Source organism: Propionispora sp. 2/2-37 (assembly GCF_001298735.1).
Lineage (GTDB): Bacteria > Bacillota > Negativicutes > Propionisporales > Propionisporaceae > Propionispora.
In genome coordinates, this window is sequence record NZ_CYSP01000021.1 from 24096 (window position 1) to 44180 (window position 20085).

The 20085-nt window shown below is 43.7% G+C and carries 17 protein-coding genes and 2 other annotated features; of the genes, 5 read left to right on the plus strand and 12 right to left on the minus strand.

Annotated features, from left to right (window positions below):
• Positions 1–3: 3 nt before the first annotated feature.
• A complete protein-coding gene (locus P22_RS17975) occupies positions 4–981 on the minus strand; it encodes an acyl-CoA dehydratase activase (protein ID WP_054261616.1) in 978 nt (325 codons plus the stop codon).
• A gap of 382 nt (positions 982–1363) precedes the next feature.
• Here P22_RS17975 and P22_RS17980 point away from each other — a divergent pair, with 382 nt between their 5' ends.
• The gene (locus P22_RS17980) at positions 1364–1948 is read left to right on the plus strand and encodes a helix-turn-helix domain-containing protein (protein WP_054261617.1); all 585 of its coding nucleotides are present in this window, start codon (positions 1364–1366) and stop codon (positions 1946–1948) included.
• A 68-nt stretch (positions 1949–2016) separates the two neighbouring features.
• Here the strand turns inward: P22_RS17980 and P22_RS17985 are convergent, their stop codons facing one another.
• From P22_RS17985 to ahpC, 3 genes are all read right to left on the minus strand, one after another.
• Positions 2017–3495 (minus strand): Lsa family ABC-F type ribosomal protection protein, encoded by a 1479-nt coding sequence (locus P22_RS17985; protein WP_054261618.1) that lies wholly within the window; start codon positions 3493–3495, stop codon positions 2017–2019.
• Positions 3496–3889: 394 nt separating this feature from the next.
• A complete protein-coding gene (gene ahpF, locus P22_RS17990) occupies positions 3890–5419 on the minus strand; it encodes an alkyl hydroperoxide reductase subunit F (protein WP_054261619.1) in 1530 nt (509 codons plus the stop codon).
• A 12-nt stretch (positions 5420–5431) separates the two neighbouring features.
• Positions 5432–5995, minus strand: coding sequence for an alkyl hydroperoxide reductase subunit C (ahpC, locus tag P22_RS17995; protein WP_054261620.1), 564 nt, complete (start codon positions 5993–5995; stop codon positions 5432–5434).
• A 323-nt stretch (positions 5996–6318) separates the two neighbouring features.
• On the opposite strand from ahpC, the gene P22_RS18000 reads away from it, so the two are divergent.
• The 3 genes from P22_RS18000 to P22_RS18015 all read left to right on the plus strand — a co-directional run bounded on the left by P22_RS18000 (position 6319) and on the right by P22_RS18015 (position 12248).
• The gene (locus tag P22_RS18000) at positions 6319–7350 is read left to right on the plus strand and encodes a glycosyltransferase family 9 protein (protein WP_054261621.1); all 1032 of its coding nucleotides are present in this window, start codon (positions 6319–6321) and stop codon (positions 7348–7350) included.
• Between the two features lie 1075 nt (positions 7351–8425).
• Positions 8426–11020, plus strand: coding sequence for a response regulator (locus tag P22_RS18010; RefSeq protein ID WP_172675875.1), 2595 nt, complete (start codon positions 8426–8428; stop codon positions 11018–11020).
• Between the two features lies 1 nt (position 11021).
• Positions 11022–12248: a response regulator gene (locus P22_RS18015; protein WP_054261624.1), complete on the plus strand. Its 1227-nt coding sequence runs from the start codon at positions 11022–11024 to the stop codon at positions 12246–12248.
• A 365-nt stretch (positions 12249–12613) separates the two neighbouring features.
• Here the strand turns inward: P22_RS18015 and P22_RS18020 are convergent, their stop codons facing one another.
• From P22_RS18020 to P22_RS18055, 8 genes are all read right to left on the minus strand, one after another.
• Complete coding sequence (locus tag P22_RS18020) at positions 12614–13045, minus strand: EamA family transporter (protein ID WP_054261625.1); 432 nt, start codon at positions 13043–13045, stop codon at positions 12614–12616.
• A 55-nt stretch (positions 13046–13100) separates the two neighbouring features.
• Positions 13101–14099, minus strand: coding sequence for an ABC transporter substrate-binding protein (locus P22_RS18025; protein ID WP_054261626.1), 999 nt, complete (start codon positions 14097–14099; stop codon positions 13101–13103).
• 108 nt (positions 14100–14207) lie between these two features.
• Positions 14208–14419, minus strand: a binding site (T-box leader).
• A 57-nt stretch (positions 14420–14476) separates the two neighbouring features.
• Positions 14477–15268, minus strand: coding sequence for an ABC transporter ATP-binding protein (locus P22_RS18030; protein WP_054261627.1), 792 nt, complete (start codon positions 15266–15268; stop codon positions 14477–14479).
• A complete protein-coding gene (locus P22_RS18035) occupies positions 15269–16099 on the minus strand; it encodes an ABC transporter permease (RefSeq protein ID WP_235814716.1) in 831 nt (276 codons plus the stop codon). It lies immediately after the preceding gene.
• A gap of 135 nt (positions 16100–16234) precedes the next feature.
• Complete coding sequence (locus tag P22_RS18040; RefSeq protein WP_054261629.1) at positions 16235–17230, minus strand: ABC transporter substrate-binding protein; 996 nt, start codon at positions 17228–17230, stop codon at positions 16235–16237.
• Positions 17231–17341: 111 nt separating this feature from the next.
• Positions 17342–17555 (minus strand) — a binding site (T-box leader).
• A 253-nt stretch (positions 17556–17808) separates the two neighbouring features.
• On the minus strand, positions 17809–18420 hold the full coding sequence (locus tag P22_RS18045; protein ID WP_054261630.1) for a DNA-3-methyladenine glycosylase: 612 nt from the start codon (positions 18418–18420) through the stop codon (positions 17809–17811).
• 108 nt (positions 18421–18528) lie between these two features.
• The gene (locus P22_RS18050) at positions 18529–19275 is read right to left on the minus strand and encodes a Fic family protein (RefSeq protein ID WP_054261631.1); all 747 of its coding nucleotides are present in this window, start codon (positions 19273–19275) and stop codon (positions 18529–18531) included.
• Positions 19263–19535: a helix-turn-helix domain-containing protein gene (locus P22_RS18055; protein WP_054261632.1), complete on the minus strand. Its 273-nt coding sequence runs from the start codon at positions 19533–19535 to the stop codon at positions 19263–19265. The genes P22_RS18050 and P22_RS18055 overlap by 13 nt, the downstream gene beginning before the upstream one ends.
• A gap of 142 nt (positions 19536–19677) precedes the next feature.
• On the opposite strand from P22_RS18055, the gene P22_RS20965 reads away from it, so the two are divergent.
• The gene (locus P22_RS20965; protein ID WP_072169827.1) at positions 19678–20004 is read left to right on the plus strand and encodes a hypothetical protein; all 327 of its coding nucleotides are present in this window, start codon (positions 19678–19680) and stop codon (positions 20002–20004) included.
• Positions 20005–20085: the final 81 nt, after the last annotated feature.

Below are 20085 nucleotides of genomic sequence, written 5' to 3' on the forward strand. Positions count from 1 at the left end.
CACCTATACAGCATTGGTCATCTGCGACCACTTGCCGCACCTGTCTCCCCAACGGGCCAGAGTTTGACTGTTTGATAAAATTTCTATGATCTCGCACATGTTGGAGCAGCCCTGACACTCATTGCTTTTGGCCTTATAGTCGCTTTTTGCAGCATCAAAGCCATAAAAATTGGTTGCAGCGTTATTCCGAGACATTTTTTCTCTTGCTATTATTGCCGCCCCATACGCTCCCATAACGTCATGGTGCTTCGGAATTATTATTTTTTTATCCAGCGCCCTTTCAAAGGCTGCCATAATACCTACATTGGCAGCAACTCCTCCCTGGAAGACAACAGGCTCTTCAAGTTCTTTGCCTTTTGCCAGATTGTTTAAATAGTTCCGTACCAGCGCTTCGCACAATCCATTGACAATATCCTCAACATTGTGACCTGTCTGTTGCTTGTGTATCATATCCGATTCAGCAAATACGGCACATCTCCCTGCTATTCTTACAGGTGAGCTTGAGCGAAGGGCATAGCCGCCGAATTCCTCAATAGGGATTTGAAGCCTTGAAGCCTGCCTGTCAAGGAATGAGCCTGTACCTGCCGCACAGACGGTATTCATGGAAAAATCGCTCACCACTCCATTTTTAAGAATTATGAGCTTGGAGTCCTGTCCTCCAATCTCTAAAATAGTTCGTACACCGGATACTAAGCTTTGTGCCGCAACGGCGTGAGCCGTAATCTCATTTTTAACAGCATCTGCTCCCACAATTACGCTTGCAAGCTGCCTGCCGCTTCCCGTAGTGCCGACACCTTTTATAACGATGTCCTTTCCAAGCTTTTCCGATATGATTTTCATACCATTACACAGAACATTGATCGGCTGACCGCTGGTTCTCAAATAAAGCCTCTCAATCACATTGTCGTCTTCATCAATAACAACCAGGTTGGTACTGACAGATCCGACATCAATTCCCAAATAATATCCTTTTTCCTTCAAATGTTTTTCTCCCTTCCGATGAATAAAAATAGTAAAATATTTACATTTTAATTTTTAATTGGTTTAACAACATTTGCAGAAAAGTATTTCATGAATTTATATGAAATCATATATTGGGTATTACCAATACCTCAAAGGATATTATTACCATTTTCGGTCTTATATATACCATCCAGGATAAAGTATCGAGCATCCTGAATAAGCTCTCTTTATTGTTCTATAAAATGATTCCATTAAGGCATTATCGTAGGGGCTCCCTTTCCTGCTGGCTTTTGATATCGCTCGCATAGAACTTCTCCCCTTTGATTCGCTCAAAACTCTACGGTTCGTTTATTGATAGTATGTAACATATACTCTAAACTTAATTTCGGAGGTGCTGCTAGTGGATTGCGATAAAATCGGCAAATTAATATATAATTTGCGGAAAGAAAAGGATATGACGCAAAAGCAATTGGCTGATTTAATGAATATCAGTGACAAAACCATAAGCAAATGGGAACGCGGCCTCGGCTGTCCGGATGTATCATTACTTCCAGAACTGTCACAAATACTTGGAGTCAATATTGAAGATATCCTGTCAGGTACAATTGAGTTAAATGAAACAATTGGAGGAAATATGAAGAAACTAAAATTTTATATCTGCCCGCAGTGCCATAATTTCATGACCGCAACAGGCGATGCGACGATTTCCTGCTGCGGAAAGAGATTGGAAGCATCAGTTGCGGCAAAAGCAGGCGAGAGCCATTTATTAACTATAGAACCTATGGAAGACGAGTTGTATGTTTCATCATCCCACGAAATGAGCAAAGAGCATTATATATCTTTTGTTGCTTATGTTACTGGAGATCGAGTCTTTATTGTAAAACAATATCCTGAATGGAATATGCAATTTCGCTTTCCTAAGGTAGGACACGGCAAACTATATTTTCATTGTTCCAATCACGGATTATTTTATCAATTGATTTAAAGGCTGCGATCAAAGCCAAAGGGAGCGCGAAGACAGTCTTCGCGCTCCCTGCCTCTTATCTGCCAAGCTTAAAGTTCAACAATCTTTGTTGCAATATTCTGGCAAAATTCACTGTCATGCTCTACAAATAGAATCGTTGGCGAGTATTCCAGAAGCAATTCTTCTATCTGCATGCGGGAGATAACATCGATAAAATTAAGCGGTTCATCCCAGATATATAAATGAGCTTTCTCGCAAAGGCTTTTGGCAATCAGCACCTTCTTTTTTTGTCCGCCGCTAAAATCAGCTATATCCTTTTCAAATTGAACTCTGGAAAAATCAAGTTTTCGTAAATTGGCTTTGAAAATACTTTCGTCAATAGCATTCTCCCCGGCATAGTCGGTTAAGCTGCCCCTAAGGTGGGAAGTATCCTGCGAAACATAGGATATTTTAAGCTGACTGGCTTTGCGGAAAGCACCCGTATAGGTAATGTCTTCTCCACAAATCAGCTTAATAATGCTCGACTTTCCTGAACCGTTTTTACCGTAAAGCGCTACCCTGTCGCCTTGTTCAATGGTGAAACTGACACCGCCGCAGGCCGCCTTCCCGCCATAGAATAGCGAGATGTTTTCAAGCTCTACAAGGCGGTCCGCGTGAAAGCTGACCGGAGACATTTTCAGCCGTTCAGAGCTTTCTATATTCTTGAGAAGCTTAGACTTGTTTTCAATCGCCGATTGCTGCCTTGCTTCCATGGCCTTGGAGCGTTTCATCATCTTCGCGGACTTGTGGCCTATATACCCTCGATCCGGCCTTAACCCGGAATTCCTGGACCCCAGCTTTGTTTTTTCCACTTTATCCGACCAATCCGACGTACGTTTGGCAGCAGATTCCAAGCGGGCAATATCTTTTCGGAGCTTTTCGTTTTCTGCAAGCTCAAAATTGTCCTGCATTTGTTTGTTTTCCCACCAGGAGGAAAAGTTCCCCTTCTGAATTTCAATATTTGTCTTGTTGATGGAAAGAATATGGTCAACACAGTTGTCCAGAAATGCTCTGTCGTGGGATACCAAAATAAAACCACGTTTAGAGCGGAGATAATTGCTGACAATTTTTCTTGCCTTCATGTCAAGGTGGTTCGTCGGTTCATCAATCAGCAAGAAACTATTTTCTTTAAGAAACAAAGCAGCAAGCAGTACCTTTGTCCGCTCTCCGTTGGAAAGCGTAGCAAAAGGGCGATACAAAACGTCCTCAGAGACTTGCAGCAAGGAAAGCTCGCGTACAACCTGCCAATGAAGGTATTCCGGATAGATGCCTTCAATTACATCAAGGGTACACTGTTCCGTGTCAGTGATCGCAAAGGGAAAATATTCAAAGGTTATAGTTGCTGAAATAGTACCTCTGTATTCATATTTGCCAAGTAACAAGTTGAGAAATGTAGTTTTGCCTCTGCCGTTTCGCCCGGTGAAGCCCAGTTTCCAATCCGTATCGATCTGAAAACTCATGTTTTCAAATATGTTATCATAACTGCCGTCATAGCCAAAGGTCAGATGTGCAACATTGATTAAAGACATAAAATATCCTCCTGTATAAACATGATAAAGCTGCAAGAAAGAACATTCTTGCAGCTCAACAATACAGCAAAGCCAAGCCCCTATTGGACATGACAAGGATATATGTTTGAGTGAAAAGAATTTGTATCTTTCTTGCATAAGCATAACAAAACAAGAGGCATTTTCCGCTTCCAATTTATTATGCTTTTAAAATTAGCAAGAAAGATTAAACATCTTTTCAACTCCAATCACTTCATTTGTACATAGTATAGCATACTGCTTTTTTAAACTCAACAAGCAGAACCTGGGTTTACCGTTTTCCCCCGCTGCGCTAAAAAGCCCGCTATAGCCCGGCAGCCCCCTGGCTGTCCCTGCAAAAAGACGCAAAGGCTTTTTGACCCTTGCGTCTTCAACATCAATTCCGTATCAAGTAGTCAAATGCGCCCAGTGCCGCATTTGCCCCCGATCCCATAGCAATAATAATCTGCTTGTACGGACTGGTTGTGCAGTCTCCCGCAGCAAACACTCCCGGCACATTGGTCGCGCCGCGGCTGTCTACAATGATCTCGCCGGCACGGTTGCGTTCTACCGCGCCACTCAGCCAATCGGTATTCGGAACGAGACCGACCAGGATAAATACCCCCTGAAGTTCCAGATGATGGGTTTCTTCTGTAGTGCGGTCAATATAAGAAAGGCCATCGACCTTATCCGTACCGGTGATTTCTTTGGTTTGAACATTTCTCAAAACCGTTACATTCGGCAAACTGTAAAGACGTTCCTGCAATACGACATCCGCTTTCAGTTCCGGCAAAAATTCCAGCACAGTTACATGCTCGACAATGCCGGCCAGATCAATTGCCGCCTCAATGCCGGAGTTGCCTCCGCCGATAACGGCCACACGTTTTCCTTTAAATAAAGGACCGTCGCAATGCGGGCAGTAAGCCACGCCTTTATTTTTAAATTCGAGCTCGCCCGGTACGCCAATGTTGCGCCAGCGGGCTCCGGTGGAAAGAATCACCGCTTTGCTTTTTAACACAGCACCATTTTCCAGCTCAATTTCGATCAGGTCTTTCTTCGCCAACCGTTTGCCGCGCTGCAGCTTCATTACATCAATCGGATATTCTTTCACGTGCTCCTCCAGATTTGCCGCCAGTTTAGGACCTTCGGTATATTTGACGCTGACAAAATTTTCAATCCCCAGAGTATCCTTAATCTGCCCGCCAAACCGTTCGGCAACAATCCCCGTGCGAATGCCTTTCCTTGCCGCATAGATAGCTGCGCTGGTTCCAGCCGGTCCGCCTCCCACAACCAGAATATCAAACGGCTCTTTTTCCTCAAATTCGGACACATCCGAACCATTACCGAGTTTGGCAACAAATTCCTCAACAGTCATAAGACCACTGCTAAAAAATTCTCCGTTCAGATAAACCGCGGGCACCGCCATAATATCTTTCGCCTGCACTTCTTCCTGAAACACGGCACCATCTACCATGGTGTGGGTAATATCCGGATTGAGAACACTCATCAGATTCAGGGCCTGGACAATCTCCGGGCAAATATGGCAGCTTAAGCTGACATAGGTTTCAAACCGCTGCTTCCCTTTAATCGCTTTAATCTGATCGATGATTTTTTGCTCAACCTTCGGCGCTCTGCCGCTGGCCTGCAGCAGGGCCAACACCAAAGAGTTGAACTCATGTCCCAAGGGAATGCCGGCAAAGGTGATCCCCATATCCTCTCCCGCGCGCTGGATGCTGAAACTAGGCGTCCTTGGCAGCTCTGTTTTCTCAATGGCAATCCGGGGAGACATGGAGGCTATTTCATCCACCAAAGCAATCATGTCACTAGATACACTATCGCCGCCTGCGCTGACCTTAATCAGCACATCGCCTTCCAGCAACTGAAGATATTGGGATAATTGCGCTTTTATGTCCTGATCTAGCAACATGGAGACCACCTCTTAAATCTTCCCTACCAGATCCAGGCTTGGTTTCAGGGTGGCTGCACCTTCCCGCCATCTGGCCGGGCAAACTTCGTTAGGATTTTTCCGGATATACTGGGCGGCTTTAATTTTATTAATCAGTGTGCTTGCATCACGGCCGATACCGCCGGCATTGATTTCAACCGCCTGCACGATGCCGTCCGGATCGATGATGAATGTCCCGCGGTCAGCAAGGCCTTGGTCTTCAATCAGCACTTCAAAGTTTCTTGACAATGTATGCGAAGGATCACCAATCATTGTATAGGTGATTTTTTTGATCGTTTCCGAGCTGTCATGCCATGCTTTATGAGTGAAATGAGTGTCTGTGGAAACAGAATATACTTCTACACCCAGTTCTTGAAAAGAATCGTATTGGTTTTGCAAATCCTCAAGCTCAGTCGGGCATACGAAGGTAAAATCTGCCGGATAGAAGCATACGACACTCCATTTGCCTTTAAAATTCTCTTCTGTAACCTCAATAAACTTTCCATTGCGATAAGCCTGTGCCTTAAACGGCTTTACCTCAGTTCCAATTAACGACATAATCCATAACCTCCCAGTGTAAATTTTTTAACTAATAATTATCATCTAGTCGATAATACTCACTAAATAATAATTATTATCTTTTGATTTATATTATCTTATATATTTTATTAAACGTCAATAGCCATATGAAAAAAATTTTATAAATCTTGGAAGCAAAAAAATAAGCAAAGGACCGGTTATTTGATACTAACCGGTCCTTTGCTTATTAGTTACAAGGCAATACCACCGTTTCCGCGACCGTCCTGCTGGTTATAACACCCAGGGAAATTAGGACAGATTATTGGAACAATAGTATTGAACAACCTGTAGGGGGGATATATTTGTTGTTAGATCAATTTCTTAGACAGCAAACGTTACCAAGAATCCTTATTATTCGTTTAAGTTCCATTGGTGATGTCCTGCAGGCTTCACCCGTCGCCCGTGAACTCCGCAAGGCGTTTCCTTCTGCCTATATATCCTGGCTGGTAGAGTCGAAATCACAGGAAGTTATTGAAGGTAACAGTAATCTTGACAACGTTTTTGTGTGGCCCCGCAAGGAGTGGATCAGCGAGGCTGAAAAGTCAAGCGACTATCTTGCTTTAGTGAAAAAAAATCTGGCTCTCGTCAAACAGCTACGCAGGGAGAAAATTCAGGTCAGTATTGATCTGCACGGAATGCTTAGGAGCGGGTTGCTGAGTTTTCTCAGTGGCGCTGCATACCGGCTTTGTTTACCTGATCCACCGGAGCCTGCCGGACATTTTGCTAACGTTAACGTAAAGGCGGAATATTTTCCAACCGTATTTGCGCGGTATCTTAGTGTTCTGAAAGAATGCGGCATACCTAAGGCCGAGCCGGAAATGGAAATGCCGCTTTCATTATGCGACGAACAGTTTGCTATGGACTTTATGGTAAAACACGCACTTAAAGAAAGAAATTTCTTTATACTTAATCCTGCGACAAGTAAGCCAAGTAAATGCTGGCCTGCGGATAACTATGCCAAGTTGGGAGATATGCTGGCAGAAACCTATCGCTCCCCCATACTACTCTTTGGTGCACAAAGCGATTCCCCTCTCACGCAAAAGGTAATAGCCGGGATGACCCACGAGCCCATTGATGTTACCGGATTAGTAAATCTAAAACAGTTGGGCGCCATAACCAAACGGGCGCGTACATTTATCTCGGGTGATACAGGGCCCCTCTATATCGCTCAAGCATTGGGGACACCTACTGTTGCTATATTCGGACCGACTAACGCTGACTACTACAGCATAGGGAGAAATAATCATATTTTTATTCAAGGAAGGGATGGACGCACGGATAATGTAACTGCTCTCGAAGTTTATCATGCTGTAAAACAGTTAAATGCTTATTAATTCTCCTTTGGGCGGACCGGTAAATCCTATTCTGCCAAAAACCCATATCTTATAAAAGGCTCTTGCCTCCCTGCCGGTTCTTTTACTTTTTGTAATATAGGTGTACATGATTGCCCATAAGGCAATAGCCAAAAACTTTATATTCGCTTATCATTTCATACCAATCAAGTATTTCCATTGGCTTATGTTTACCTGCAAATATGCTTTGCCGGTTTATTCTTTGCAATATGATATGATATATCCCAATTTTACTTTTTTTTCTCGCTTTTCTCGCCATACTGTCACCCCTGATTCCCTTCTTCAAGCAATGTGCCCGTCCTATGCTTGCGAAAAATTTTTAAAATCATGAAAGCAAAAAAAACGAGGCAAAGAAATAGTTATTTGAGAATAAATTACTTTATCCGTTGCATGTATTTCTTATTGCCTCTCAAAAACTATCTCATTAGGCTATCATAAAAGCACTGACCGGAATCCGCCAATTACTGCAAAGCAGGTTTACGATACGTAGAATTAGCGGATTTCGTTTTTGATTACACTTTTCTCCAAGTCCGTATTTCAACATAACTGATTGGCTTTTGGAATAAACTTTTTTGGGAATTGATTTTTGAATAAACATATCGTAGTATCAGAAACAATGCAGTCAACCCTAATAAAATAATATAAACGGTAAATAGCGTTTCCATGGACATATCCATAAAGTCCTCCTGTAACTAGTTTTCATGAGAAACCTGCGACAGTTTTTCATTGCCCTCACGCAATAAGGATTTACCTGATTCAGCTATACCATTATTGTTCCTCAAGCTTATCTTCTATCTTTCCAGTAAACAGAGTCATTTGTTTTTTGAGGAAATGATTGCATCAGTAAAAAATTAATCGAAAAAAGAATTTTTCTGGAGTATTTACAAAAATCTTATCATACATACTATGGTTTGTTAATTATCCAACTGGATAAAATGCTTTATCCAGTTGGATAATTAACTTGTATAAAACTACTTCAAATTGCTATTACGGAGTATAATTTCGATTAAAAACTATCATCAGCAAGAAAGGTAACTGTCGAAATATGACTTATCATATGACTAAAAAAACAGTGCTATTTTTTATGCTGCTTGTGTTTCCTTTATTACTTCTTTATCTTGTAATCGAATTTTCTTCGTATGAAAGTAACCCCCCTACAGCGCAACAAGGAGTTTTAGATCTTAGCGGTTGGAATTTTGAAGAAAACGGTGCTGTACCGTTAGACGGTGAATGGGAATTCTATGGGAATCAGCTTCTAACCTATCAGGATTTTCACAACGGAACCGGCCTGCAAAAAACCTACGCCGCTCTTCCCGGCACCTGGAATTATTATGGAGATAACTTGCCAGTGTCCCGCTATGCGACTTACCGGTTAAAGATAAAAACGACTAATCCGGATTCAATCAAAGGACTAACAGCCAAGACAGGGTTTACTTCCTACACGTTGATGGTTAACGACTTAGTTGTAGCCGGCAATAGGATTGCCGGTAAAAATACGGAATCCTATTTTTCCGGCTCGAAACCGCCGATCCGCTTTTTCAAGACAGATCAAAATGAATTTGAAATCATTCTCCAGGCCGCCGACTTTGTTTATGGCCGTGGCGGTCCCGGCTATTCCATTTATCTGGGGACCGATCGTCAAATCATGGCATTATGGGGAAAAAACCAACAAAAAGGCAGCTTTCTATTAGGCGCTATTTTTATCATGGCCTTATATCATACGGCAATTTATCTTTTGCAAAGAAAAAACCATGATAAAGCCGGGTTATATTTTGTATTTTTTATAGTACTATGTTTCATAGATATTGCCCTCCGTGGCAGGTATGCTATTCTGAATGGGTTCCTTTCACCAAGCATCCACTGGCTTGTAGGTGTCCAGTATACGGCAAAGTACTGGATCTCAGCAGCTTGGGCAATGTTTATGCAGGAACTGTACCCAAAAGAGTGTTCCGTACGGCTGACGAAATTGATAGTCGCTAATTCCTGCTTTCTTACCCTGCTGACATTCCTTACTTCGATCGCTCTTTATCCAAAGTTCACCCTGTATTTGCAGATTCAGTTGCTTACCGTTGCATTGTATTATGCTTATATTGCCTGGACAGCTTTTATCAGAAATCGAGCCGGCGCCGCCTTGCTATTCAGCACATTAATATTTTCCATCGGCGCTTTTATCCTGGACAGCTTATATCATTGGAAAATCTATAGCAAAAACTGCGAGGAAGTGTTTCCCCTCGTCAGCCTTATCTTTATTTTCGTCCAGGCCTTCATTTTAGCACAGCGATTTTCCGCCGCCTTCTCTGATGTCAACAGTTTGTCCCAAAAGCTTCTTTCTTTAGACAAGGTAAAGGATCATTTTATAACTGCCATTTCACATGAACTGCGAACGCCGCTCCATGGAATGATTACGATTACGGAATCGGTTTTGGAATGTACTGCAGGAGTTTTATCCCGGCAACCAAAAGAAACTCTGAATTTGGTGGTATCCGGTGGTAAAAGATTAACCACTCTTGTCAGCAATATATTAGATTATGAAAGACTAAAATCCGGGAATATTCATCTGAACCAGCAAAGCATGAATATCCAAGAAGTAAGTTATACCAGCCCACCCCGGACTATGTTATTTAAAACACCGGCAGTCTTCAGGCAAAGCGGAGACTTTACCGTTTTGCTTGTCGATGATGATTATGGGAATTTACAGGCGCTTATCAACATTCTGGCAGCGGAAAACTATTCGGCAATTGCCGTTGCAAACGGAAATGAAGCCTTAGAAGTATTGAAACAAAACAAAGACATTGATCTGGTGATTCTGGATAGTATGCTGCCTTACATGTCGGGGTACGAAGTATGCCGAAAAATCCGGGAAACCTATTCCCCTCTTGAGCTGCCGGTGTTAATGATGACGGCGCAACACTCAGCCGACAGCATGTTGTCTGGTTTCGCAGCAGGTAGCAATGATTTTTTAAACAAGCCTTTCCATTCCAGCGAATTAAAAGCGCGGATGAAAACGCTTCTGCAATTAAAAAAATCCGTCTGTCAGACGCTACAAGCCGAAATGGCCTTTTTACAGGCACAAATAAAGCCCCATTTTCTCTACAATGCCCTCAATACGATTATGTCTTTTTGTTGGACGGACGCCGAAAAGGCCGGACAGCTGCTCCTTGCTTTAAGCAGTTATTTGAGAAGCAGCTTTAACTTTAATACGATGAGCCAGTTTAGTACCTTGGAAAAAGAACTGGAATTTGTTGGGTTCTACCTAACGATTGAAAAAGCACGCTTTGAAGAAAAGCTGAATGTTCAGTACGATATAGCCGTTTCGCTGCAGACCATAATCATACCGAACCTTATTATCCAGCCAATTGTAGAAAATGCGATAAAACACGGCATCCTGCCTAAGAAGGAAGGAGGAACAATCATTATTTCTATTAAGCAGGAAGCGCCTTATATTCTGATAACAATACAAGATGACGGTGTCGGCATTTCTCAGGATACATTATCCCAGCTATTAACTAATTCTAAGAAAAAAGGAGTGGGGCTTGCGAATATAGACCGCAGACTAAAACGCTTGTATGGGCATGGCATTCAAATTATCAGTAAAGCCAATGCCGGAACTACTATAAATATTAAAATTCCCGCTGCAAGAAAGGAACCGTAACATGCTGCGAACTATATTAGTTGATGATGAAAAACCTGCATTGAAGGCCTTGGAACACCTGCTCAAACCATATTCTGATCTTGAAATTGTCGGAATGTTTACCGATATTAACCATGCTCTAGATCTAATCAGAAACGATACTATTCAACTGCTGTTTTTGGATATTGATATGCCTAAGTTTAATGGAATCGAGGCGGCAAAAAAAATATTTAGTAATCATGCTAATATCGGGATTATCTTTGTAACGGCCTATAGTCATTTTGCCGTAGAGGCTTTTGAATTAAACGCAATTGATTATATTATGAAGCCCGTGTCTCCTAGCAGACTCCGTAAGACAATTGAGCGAATTATACATTTTAAATGGAACACGCTCACGGTGCAACAAAATAAAAACGAATTTTTAAACAGTTTGATCGAAAAAAAGATGGCTGATCCGGATGATACTTTGCAACAAGCAACGTTAATGAATATTGATTTTACACGATCATTTTCACTTTTTTTCCTGCTGATCGCAAATACAAATAACCAGATCATGTGGGAACCGCCGGATGGGACAAGCACGGCAGTGAATACACTCATTAAGGAACTTTCGAAAGACACCGGGCTGGTAGTCTGGCAAACATACCAGGGCATCGGCATTCTAGATTACACCATTACTGCTTCGGTTGACTGCAAAAGCGAAGAAATAGAAAGTGCATCCAGCTTAAAGGCTATTGCAGCAAGGCATTTTCCTGATAAAATAGTTGCTATCGGCATAGCGAAACGTTATCCTAAACTAGAAAATTTTTCCGAACGCTATGTACAAGCCCGCAACGCAGCAATAATCGGAATTCGCGTGTTGCCAAACCTGGGTATTTATCACATTACCGACAGTAAATTCCTTCCGGTTTTAAATCAATATGTCAATAAACAAAGCATCGACACCCTGATTGACAGTACGATTGGTAAACTTCTGGAACATGACCGGGTAGCCGGTACCGATCTATTCCATACTATGGAAACAATTATCTTGAGTAATAATTTGCAGGCTGTCGCCAATACGCTGTTTATCCATTACAAAACGGTTCTTTTCCGCAAACAGACCATTGAAAGGATACTGGGAATTTCTATGAATTCTTTTGCCGGACGAACCATATTGGGCATCGCTCTGACTCTTTTTTACTTGCGTGACATCCCTACCATAAACAGTGAACATAATAGCACGGCAAAGACAGATATGCCATCCTAAGATCAAGTCGCGAGAAAAGTCATAATGCTTAAATTGATGAAACAAGGGGGAACAAGTCATTGTTTCAATCGGAGCCACAGGAAATTTTATGTAAATAAAAAAACAAGAGCAATGGATAACGCTAACAGCCAGTTGTTTCAAAAGGATAAACGTTATTTAGTAGCCGCCCGCTTAATGAAGGGTCTTGTGATGCTTCCTGTTCATGTCATTACAATTTATGTAGTCTGTAGACGCATCATCGGGAAACTAAAGTAAGGGACTGCCCTCATAGCAGCCCCACCTTCATAGTAATTCTTTCTCATAAATGACCTTGCCGTGCGTCCCGTTTTCGTTTTTTATTATTCCTTAGTACGGGACCGGCATAATCAGCTTAGCGCGACGATGATCGCGCCAACAGCGATGAAAGCGATGCCGACGCCATTCCAGAACGCCACTTTCTCCCCGAGAAAGACAACCGCGAAAATGACGGCCAAGACCACGCTGAGCTTATCGATCGGCGCCACCTGCGCTACCTTGCCGAATTTGAGCGCCAGAAAATAAAACAACCAGGATGAGGCGCCCGCAATTCCGCTCAAGGCAATAAAAAGCAGGGCTTTTTTATCGTTGAAAAGCGCAAGCACCTGCTGATAGCTTCCCTGCACCGTTACGACTAAAAATAAAAATACGGTCATGATGGCTGCCCTTAAAGCAGTGGCGGCATTGGCATCTACCGCCTGCAGCCCGATTTTGCCGAATATGGCGACCAGTGCCGCAGCGACCGCGGACAGCAAACTAAAAACCAGCCAGAGATTTTCCAAAGACAATGCCCTCCTCTAGTCACTGTTCCTTTCGAAAGGACCGTTCCCCCTGCTCTTAGTCAATCGTTTTCAGCAGTTCCTCCGGTATGATTAAGCCAATCGCCTTAGCGGCCTCTTTATTGATAATGACCTTCGCCTCTTCCTGCGAGGCGATTGGCATATCGGCCGGTTTTGCTTTGCCGGACAAAATGTCGGCGGCCATTTCACCGGCCTGAAAACCAAGTTTATAGAAGTTTACCGAAACGCCAGCCGTTGCACCGCCGGTCTTAACCGGGGCTTCATCGCCAATGAATACCGGCAGTTTGGCCGGCTCCGCTATCTTGGCAATATTGGACATAGCGGATGCGATAATATTATCGGTCGGGCAATAGATGAAGTCCGCTTTGCCAACTAAGCTCTGCACTGCCTGTTGAATGTCGTTTACGTTCGTAACAGCGGCCTCCAGCACAGTCAAACCCTTTTCTGCGGCGTATTCTTTCATTGCCTTGACTTGTACCTGAGAGTTTGCTTCACTGGAGGTATATAAGGCCCCCACCGTTTTGGCCTGCGGGATCAGTTTAAGTGCCAAGTCAATCTGCTGCTTTGGGGGAATATAATCCGTTGTCCCGGTCACATTGCCGCCGGGTTTGGCATTGGACTGAACCAGTTTTGCCGCCTCGTAATCCGTAATCGCCGATCCCACAATCGGGATCGTTTTGGTTTCATTCGCCACAGTCTGCGCCGCCGGCGTCGCAATGGCGTAAACTAAATCCACTTTGTTATTCACAAACCGCTGGCTGATGGTTTTTAAGTTCGACTGATCGCCCTGGGCGTTCTGCTGATCGATTGTAATATTTTCACCGTTTCTATAACCCCTGGAAGCCAGTCCGTCCACAAAACCCTTGTTAGCATCGTCCAAAGCGCCATGCTGCACCAATTGGAGTACGCCGATCCGGTAGCCCTTGTTTGCTCCCGCTTCCTTCTTTTCACCGCTGCAGCCGGCAATGGCGCCAGCCGCCAGCACGATTCCCAGGCCTGCGGCAATCATTTTTTTCTGAAGCAAATTTTTCAACATACCGCTCACTCATCCTTTTCTAATAAAAAATCGTCCCTGCCAAGGGACGACGGACGTGCATCGCGGTACCACCCTAGTTATCCATTCGAAAATAAAAAGAGCGCTACCGCAAGGGACGGAAAGTTCCGCGGTACCACCCTCATAATCTCGAATCAGATCAACTCATAGCACAGTAACGAATGCCACCCCGGCCCGGCCTACTACCGTTCAGCCTCGCAGTTCAGGAAGGTACTTCAGCATATGTCACCAACCGATTCGCACCAACCACCGGCTCTCTGTCTAGTGCCCATAGACCTACTTTTTTCCGTCATTACTATTTACAATTTTGATATTGATATGATTTTACTTGTAGTACCATCGTTTGTCAATACCTAGTTTCAGCTAAGCAACATTCGGTCGCTGACATCTTCACCGCCCGAATGCTCGAAAGCGTCCAGCAAATCGTGAACTGTCATTTTTGATTTTTCTGCTCCATGAATGTCTAACAGGATTTTTCCGTCATCTAACATAAGCAATCTGTTGCCAAAACGTAATGCATCCCGCATGTTATGTGTGATCATCAGGGTCGTTAAGCCATTTTCCTCCACGATGTTCTTCGTCAGTTCCAATACTTTTTCTGCTGTTTTGGGGTCCAACGCCGCAGTATGTTCATCCAATAAAAGCAGCTTGGGCTTCCGCAAGGTCGCCATCAGCAGGGTAATCGCCTGCCGCTGCCCGCCGGATAAGGTGCCTATTCGATTTTTCAGCCGGTCCTGTAAGCCAAGATCTAATCTTGCCAGTTTTTCTCTGAATTCGGTAAATTCATCCTCGTGAAAGCTCCAGCGCAAGCCAAGCTTTTTACCCCGCCTTGCGGCAATGGCCAGGTTTTCTTCCACCATCATATCCGCAGCCGTTCCCAGCATGGGGTCCTGAAAGACTCTGCCGATGTAAGCGGCCCGTTTATGCTCGGCCATATTGGTTACATCCATATCATCAATATAAATTTTTCCGCAATCCACTTTAAATACGCCGGCAATGGAATTCAACAGAGTACTCTTTCCTGCCCCGTTGCCGCCGATGACAGTAATAAAATCACCGGTCTTCATTTCCAGGCTTACGTTTTTTAAAGCCAGCTTCTCATTTACCGTACCGGCGTAAAAGGTTTTACTGATACCATCAATTTTCAGCACTTAGATCCCCGCCTTTCTGCTGTCCAATTTGGTTTTAACTAACGGCAGGGATAAGGCAATCGCGACCAAAAGAGCGGTGAATAGCTTCAGATCGTTGGGCGGCATGCCCAGATATAATACAACCGCGATGACAATACGATAAACTATGGAGCCAAGCACAACCGAAATCAAGGCATTTTTAACACTTCTGGAGCCGAATAACACTTCGCCGATGATAACGGAAGCGAGACCGATTACAATAGTGCCCACACCCATGCCAACATCGGCAAAGCCGTTGCTCTGGGCGATAAAAGCTCCCGATACGGCTACCACTCCGTTGCTGATCACCAGTCCCAGCAGAATCATATTATCGGTGTTAACGCCCATTGCCCGTATCATTTGGGGATTATTGCCGGTGGCCCGCAAAGCCAAGCCGATTTCCGTACCAAAAAACAGATAGAGCAAAGTCGGACATACTACGGCAACGATAAGGCCAACCACGAACGTAGTCATATTCGGTGATAACTGTAAAAATGCTAAAGAGGTATATACCGTATCGGTATTTAATAACGATACGTTGGCCTTGCCCATCACTCGCAAATTTACGGAATACAAGGCAATCATGGTTAAAATACCTGCCAACAATGCGGGTATTTTCAGTTTTGTATGCAATAAACCGGTGGCGGCGCCTGCCAGCATACCGGCGGCGCCTGCTGCAAAAATAGCGGTTGCAGGGCTGTATTCCCCCTCCAGCAGCACCGCCGCAACGGCGGCTCCCAGCGGGAAAGTGCCCTCCACGCTTAAATCCGCAATTTGCAAGGTGCGGAAAGTCAAGTATACGCCTATAGCCATGACGGACCAAAGCAGTCCCTGGCCTATAGTAGAAATGATCAAATCACTCACTGCTTGTTCCTCCATGTGTTGTGCACGCCGGACTGGCTCCGGTAAAAGCGCTGCCGGGGATGGCACATAAATTCGCTATTCTTTCTATTTGGCTTCTTTCAGCAGTTCTTCCGGTATGAGTAAGCCAATTGCCTTGACGGTCTCTTGATTAATAATGACCTCAACGTCTTCCTGCAAACCGATCGGCATATCGGCGGGTTTTACTTTTCCGGATAAAATATCGGCGGCCATTTGACCCGATTGATAGCCGAGTTTATAATAATTTATCGAAATTCCCGCTGTTCCACCGGTCTTCACCATGGTTTCATCACCAACAAAAACCGGGAGCTTTGCCGGTACCGCGATCTTGGCAATATTAGCCATGGCGGAAGCAATCGTATTATCGGTCGGGCAGTAGATGAAATCCACTTTGCCAATCAGGCTCTGCGCAGCCTGTTGAATGTCGTTTACATTCGTAACGGTAGCTTCCAGCACAGTCAAGCCCTTTTCAGCCGCGTATTCTTTCATCTCCTTGACCTGTACCTGAGAGTTTGCTTCACTGGAAGTATATAACGCCCCCACCGTTTTGGCCTGCGGAATCAGTTTAAGCGCTAACTCAATCTGTTTCTTCGGAGGCGTATAATCCGTTGTTCCGGTCACATTGCCGCCGGGTTTAGCATTGGACTGAACCAGTTTTGCCGCCTCGTAATCCGTAATCGCCGATCCCACAATCGGGATCGTTTTGGTTTCATTCGCCACAGCCTGCGCCGCCGGCGTCGCAATGGCGTAAATTAAATCCACTTTGTTATTCACAAACCGCTGGCTGATGGTTTTTAAGTTCGACTGATCGCCCTGGGCGTTCTGCTGATCAATTGTAATATTTTCACCGTTTCTATAACCTCTGGAAGCCAGCCCGTCCACGAAGCCTTTGTTAGCGTCATCCAAAGCGCCATGCTGCACCAATTGGAGTACGCCGATCCGGTAGACCTTGTTTGCTCCCGCTTCCTTCTTTTCACCGCTGCAGCCGGCAATGGCGCCAGCCGCCAGCACGATCCCCAGACCTGCGGCAATCATTTTTTTCTGAAGCAAATTTTTCAACATACCGCTCACTCATCCTTTTCTAAATAAAAATAACCGTCCTCTCCAAGGGACGACGGACGTGCATCGCGGTACCACCCTAATTATCCATTCGAAAATAAAAAGAGCGCTACCGCAAGGGACGGAAAGTTCCGCGGTACCACCCTTATAATCTCGAATCAGATCAACTCATAGCCAAATAACGACAGCCACACCGGCTCAGCCTACTTGTATTTTCAGCTTTGCAGTTCAGGAATGAACTTCAATCTATACCGCTAACTGATTTGCACCAACCACCAGTTCTCTGCATAGCAAGTATACATTTACTTTTTTCCGTCCTCACTTTTATGAATTTAGTTATCGCTGTTATTGTACTAATTGCCCAATGCTTTGTCAATAACTTCAGAAAATACTCCAACAATTTTCATATTATAAAACCGAATATCCTGCAAAGCAAAAAAATAAACGTAGGGATTCCGGTGAATATAGCGTGAATCACTCTCACCTTCTGCCCTAGGGCCCGACTAACCTCAAAATGGCGGAATCGTAGCCTACGGGCGATCGGAACACGGCATATTAAAACATTCTCTTTTTTGATGCAGTTATTTTACCGACACATATGGATTATCTTCTATATAAAATCTCCAGGGATAATCCTTAGCCTCCTCTGCATAATCAACGCCTATGCGTGTAGAAGACACTATATTGAATTTCTCATTTTCTCCGTCTTCTACATATAGCGTATTGCCACATAAATCTTCTCCATTTAAACTTTTATCAATTAATAGTGCTCTACATAATTTTCCCGGCCCATTAGTTAAGCCCTTTATTTGGCTCTTAATTAACTGACTACATGTCTTTTTGAATCTATGTTGAGCCATTAAATCAAATCCTTCTACTGGCTCAGCAGCCCTTATCAAAACGGCTTGGGGATTTCCTTTTTCCCTAGTAACGATATTAAAGCAATAGTACATACCGTAAACAAGAAATACATAAGAAACTCCCGGCCCGCCATACATAACCTCGACTCTCGGTGTTCTTCTTCCACCATAGGAATGGGCAGCTTTATCTGTGATGCCCATGTATGCTTCCGTTTCAACTATTTTTACAAAAATCTTCTGCCCGTTTATTTCACGCACAAGCACCTTCCCCAAAAGTTCTTTCGCAACAATTAACGAATCTCTATTATAAAAATCTCTGTCCAGTGTTTTCATTTTATTACTACTCCTTGTTGCTTAGTAGGAAGATCCGTGTATAAGAACTGGAAAAAATCGATAATCACATTTCCAAACATTGCCATTAGCAGATTTCTGGTTTCCTAGTTACGGCAGACGCAGCAGGCAAATATAGTCGCGCTGGGCTTCTAAAGCCTGTTCCGTAATATACTCAAAAAAGATGTTATTCTGGGTATGGCTTTGCTCTAATGCCTGTATATACTCGTGTTTGAAGGTTGGAGAAATAATTACCGGGGGATACCCCGATGAAAGCAAGGCATGGTTCATTATTAACCGTGCTGTCCGTCCATTACCATCTTCAAACGGATGAATTACGATAAAATCCCTGTGTAATGCAGCCGCGTAGACTACCGGATGCAGTTTTTTTCTTTTATCCGGTAATTGCTGTACGAAATTACGCATATGCACCGGAATATCTTCATGCAGGGAAAATTTATCATTATGTGCTGAGCCGGTAATAACAATATCGACTTTACGGTACTGTCCGGCTGTTTCACCCAATTTAGGCTGAAAACATAGTTTATGCAGTTCTTTTATATCCTGCTCTGTAATGTCAGGCGTTTTGGCTAGCTCCCAAAGATAATCGAATGCCCGGGCATGTCCAATGGTATCCAAATGATCTTTTAACGATTTGCCGCCAATCGTAATGCCGTCCTCAATAACCACTTTTGTTTCCGATTCTGTCAGCGTGTTACCTTCCAAGGCATTGGAAGAGTAAGTAAGGCCGATCTTAAAATACTCTTTAAGATTTTTAACCTGCGCTTGGTCTAACGGTCGCGCCTGATTTATTCGTTTTTGGTTTTGTTCTATTTTTTGCAATATTAGATCCAGCATTGCTCCCCCAACTTTCTGGTTTTAGTTGGTTTCCTACTTATCTTCTCAATTTTAGGCATCCCATCTTGTATCCGGTTCGTCCATTTTTCTTTGCCGTATACCCGTTCCATCCCTTGATAGGTTATCAGCCAAACGCTTCCAGACTTGCGAGTTTCGCTATTCGTGAATTTCCCTTTAATACAAGCGTAGCGCAACGTAGAAACATCCAAACCCCAGCGTTCAGCAGCTTCGGTCACTGTCATAACGTCTGTTAATTCCATGGAAACACCTCATGTTCCAGACAATCCAATCTGATATTGTATCTATTCTTTATTTGGATATAATATAGGTGTGAAGGTTGTTTGTGTCAACCTTCACCGGAAAGCACCTGCAATTAACGCCCCTTTCCCGCACAGGTACATAATGTATATACTTGGATGTAGGTGCTCGACACCTACACGGGAACGGGAACGGGAACGGGAACGGGAACGGGAACGGGAACGGGAACGGGAACGGGAACGGGAACGGGAACGGGAACGGGAACGGGAACGGGACATAAGCAATCTAGAAATACCAGACAACACTGAAAAAACCACAAATCATTATTGCCTATCCATATGTTTATTATATCACGAAATCGTGAATGTTACAAGATGGAGTTATCATTTTCTACCAAATTTTCTTGGGGCAACCGCAGGTTTAGGTGGATTTTCCGGGAAAAGACAAAAACCGATTAGATGTATTGTTTAGCACATGTTTGATGATTCTAAAATTCCAAAACCACGGACAGATTGTACGCTAATCCCCAACAAGTAGTTAGGCTCTTCATCC

Coding starts and splice junctions, on each gene's coding strand:
- P22_RS17985 (WP_054261618.1), bottom strand. CDS start 3,495: ATGTCTTTAATCAATGTTGCACATCTGACCTTTGGCTATGACGGCAGT.
- ahpF (WP_054261619.1), bottom strand. CDS start 5,419: ATGTTGCTAGATCAGGACATAAAAGCGCAATTATCCCAATATCTTCAG.
- ahpC (WP_054261620.1), bottom strand. CDS start 5,995: ATGTCGTTAATTGGAACTGAGGTAAAGCCGTTTAAGGCACAGGCTTAT.
- P22_RS18010 (WP_172675875.1), top strand. CDS start 8,426: ATGACTAAAAAAACAGTGCTATTTTTTATGCTGCTTGTGTTTCCTTTA.
- P22_RS18015 (WP_054261624.1), top strand. CDS start 11,022: ATGCTGCGAACTATATTAGTTGATGATGAAAAACCTGCATTGAAGGCC.
- P22_RS18025 (WP_054261626.1), bottom strand. CDS start 14,099: ATGTTGAAAAATTTGCTTCAGAAAAAAATGATTGCCGCAGGCCTGGGA.
- P22_RS18035 (WP_235814716.1), bottom strand. CDS start 16,099: ATGGCTATAGGCGTATACTTGACTTTCCGCACCTTGCAAATTGCGGAT.
- P22_RS18040 (WP_054261629.1), bottom strand. CDS start 17,230: ATGTTGAAAAATTTGCTTCAGAAAAAAATGATTGCCGCAGGTCTGGGG.
- P22_RS18045 (WP_054261630.1), bottom strand. CDS start 18,420: ATGAAAACACTGGACAGAGATTTTTATAATAGAGATTCGTTAATTGTT.
- P22_RS18050 (WP_054261631.1), bottom strand. CDS start 19,275: ATGCTGGATCTAATATTGCAAAAAATAGAACAAAACCAAAAACGAATA.
- P22_RS18055 (WP_054261632.1), bottom strand. CDS start 19,535: ATGGAATTAACAGACGTTATGACAGTGACCGAAGCTGCTGAACGCTGG.
- P22_RS20965 (WP_072169827.1), top strand. CDS start 19,678: ATGTATATACTTGGATGTAGGTGCTCGACACCTACACGGGAACGGGAA.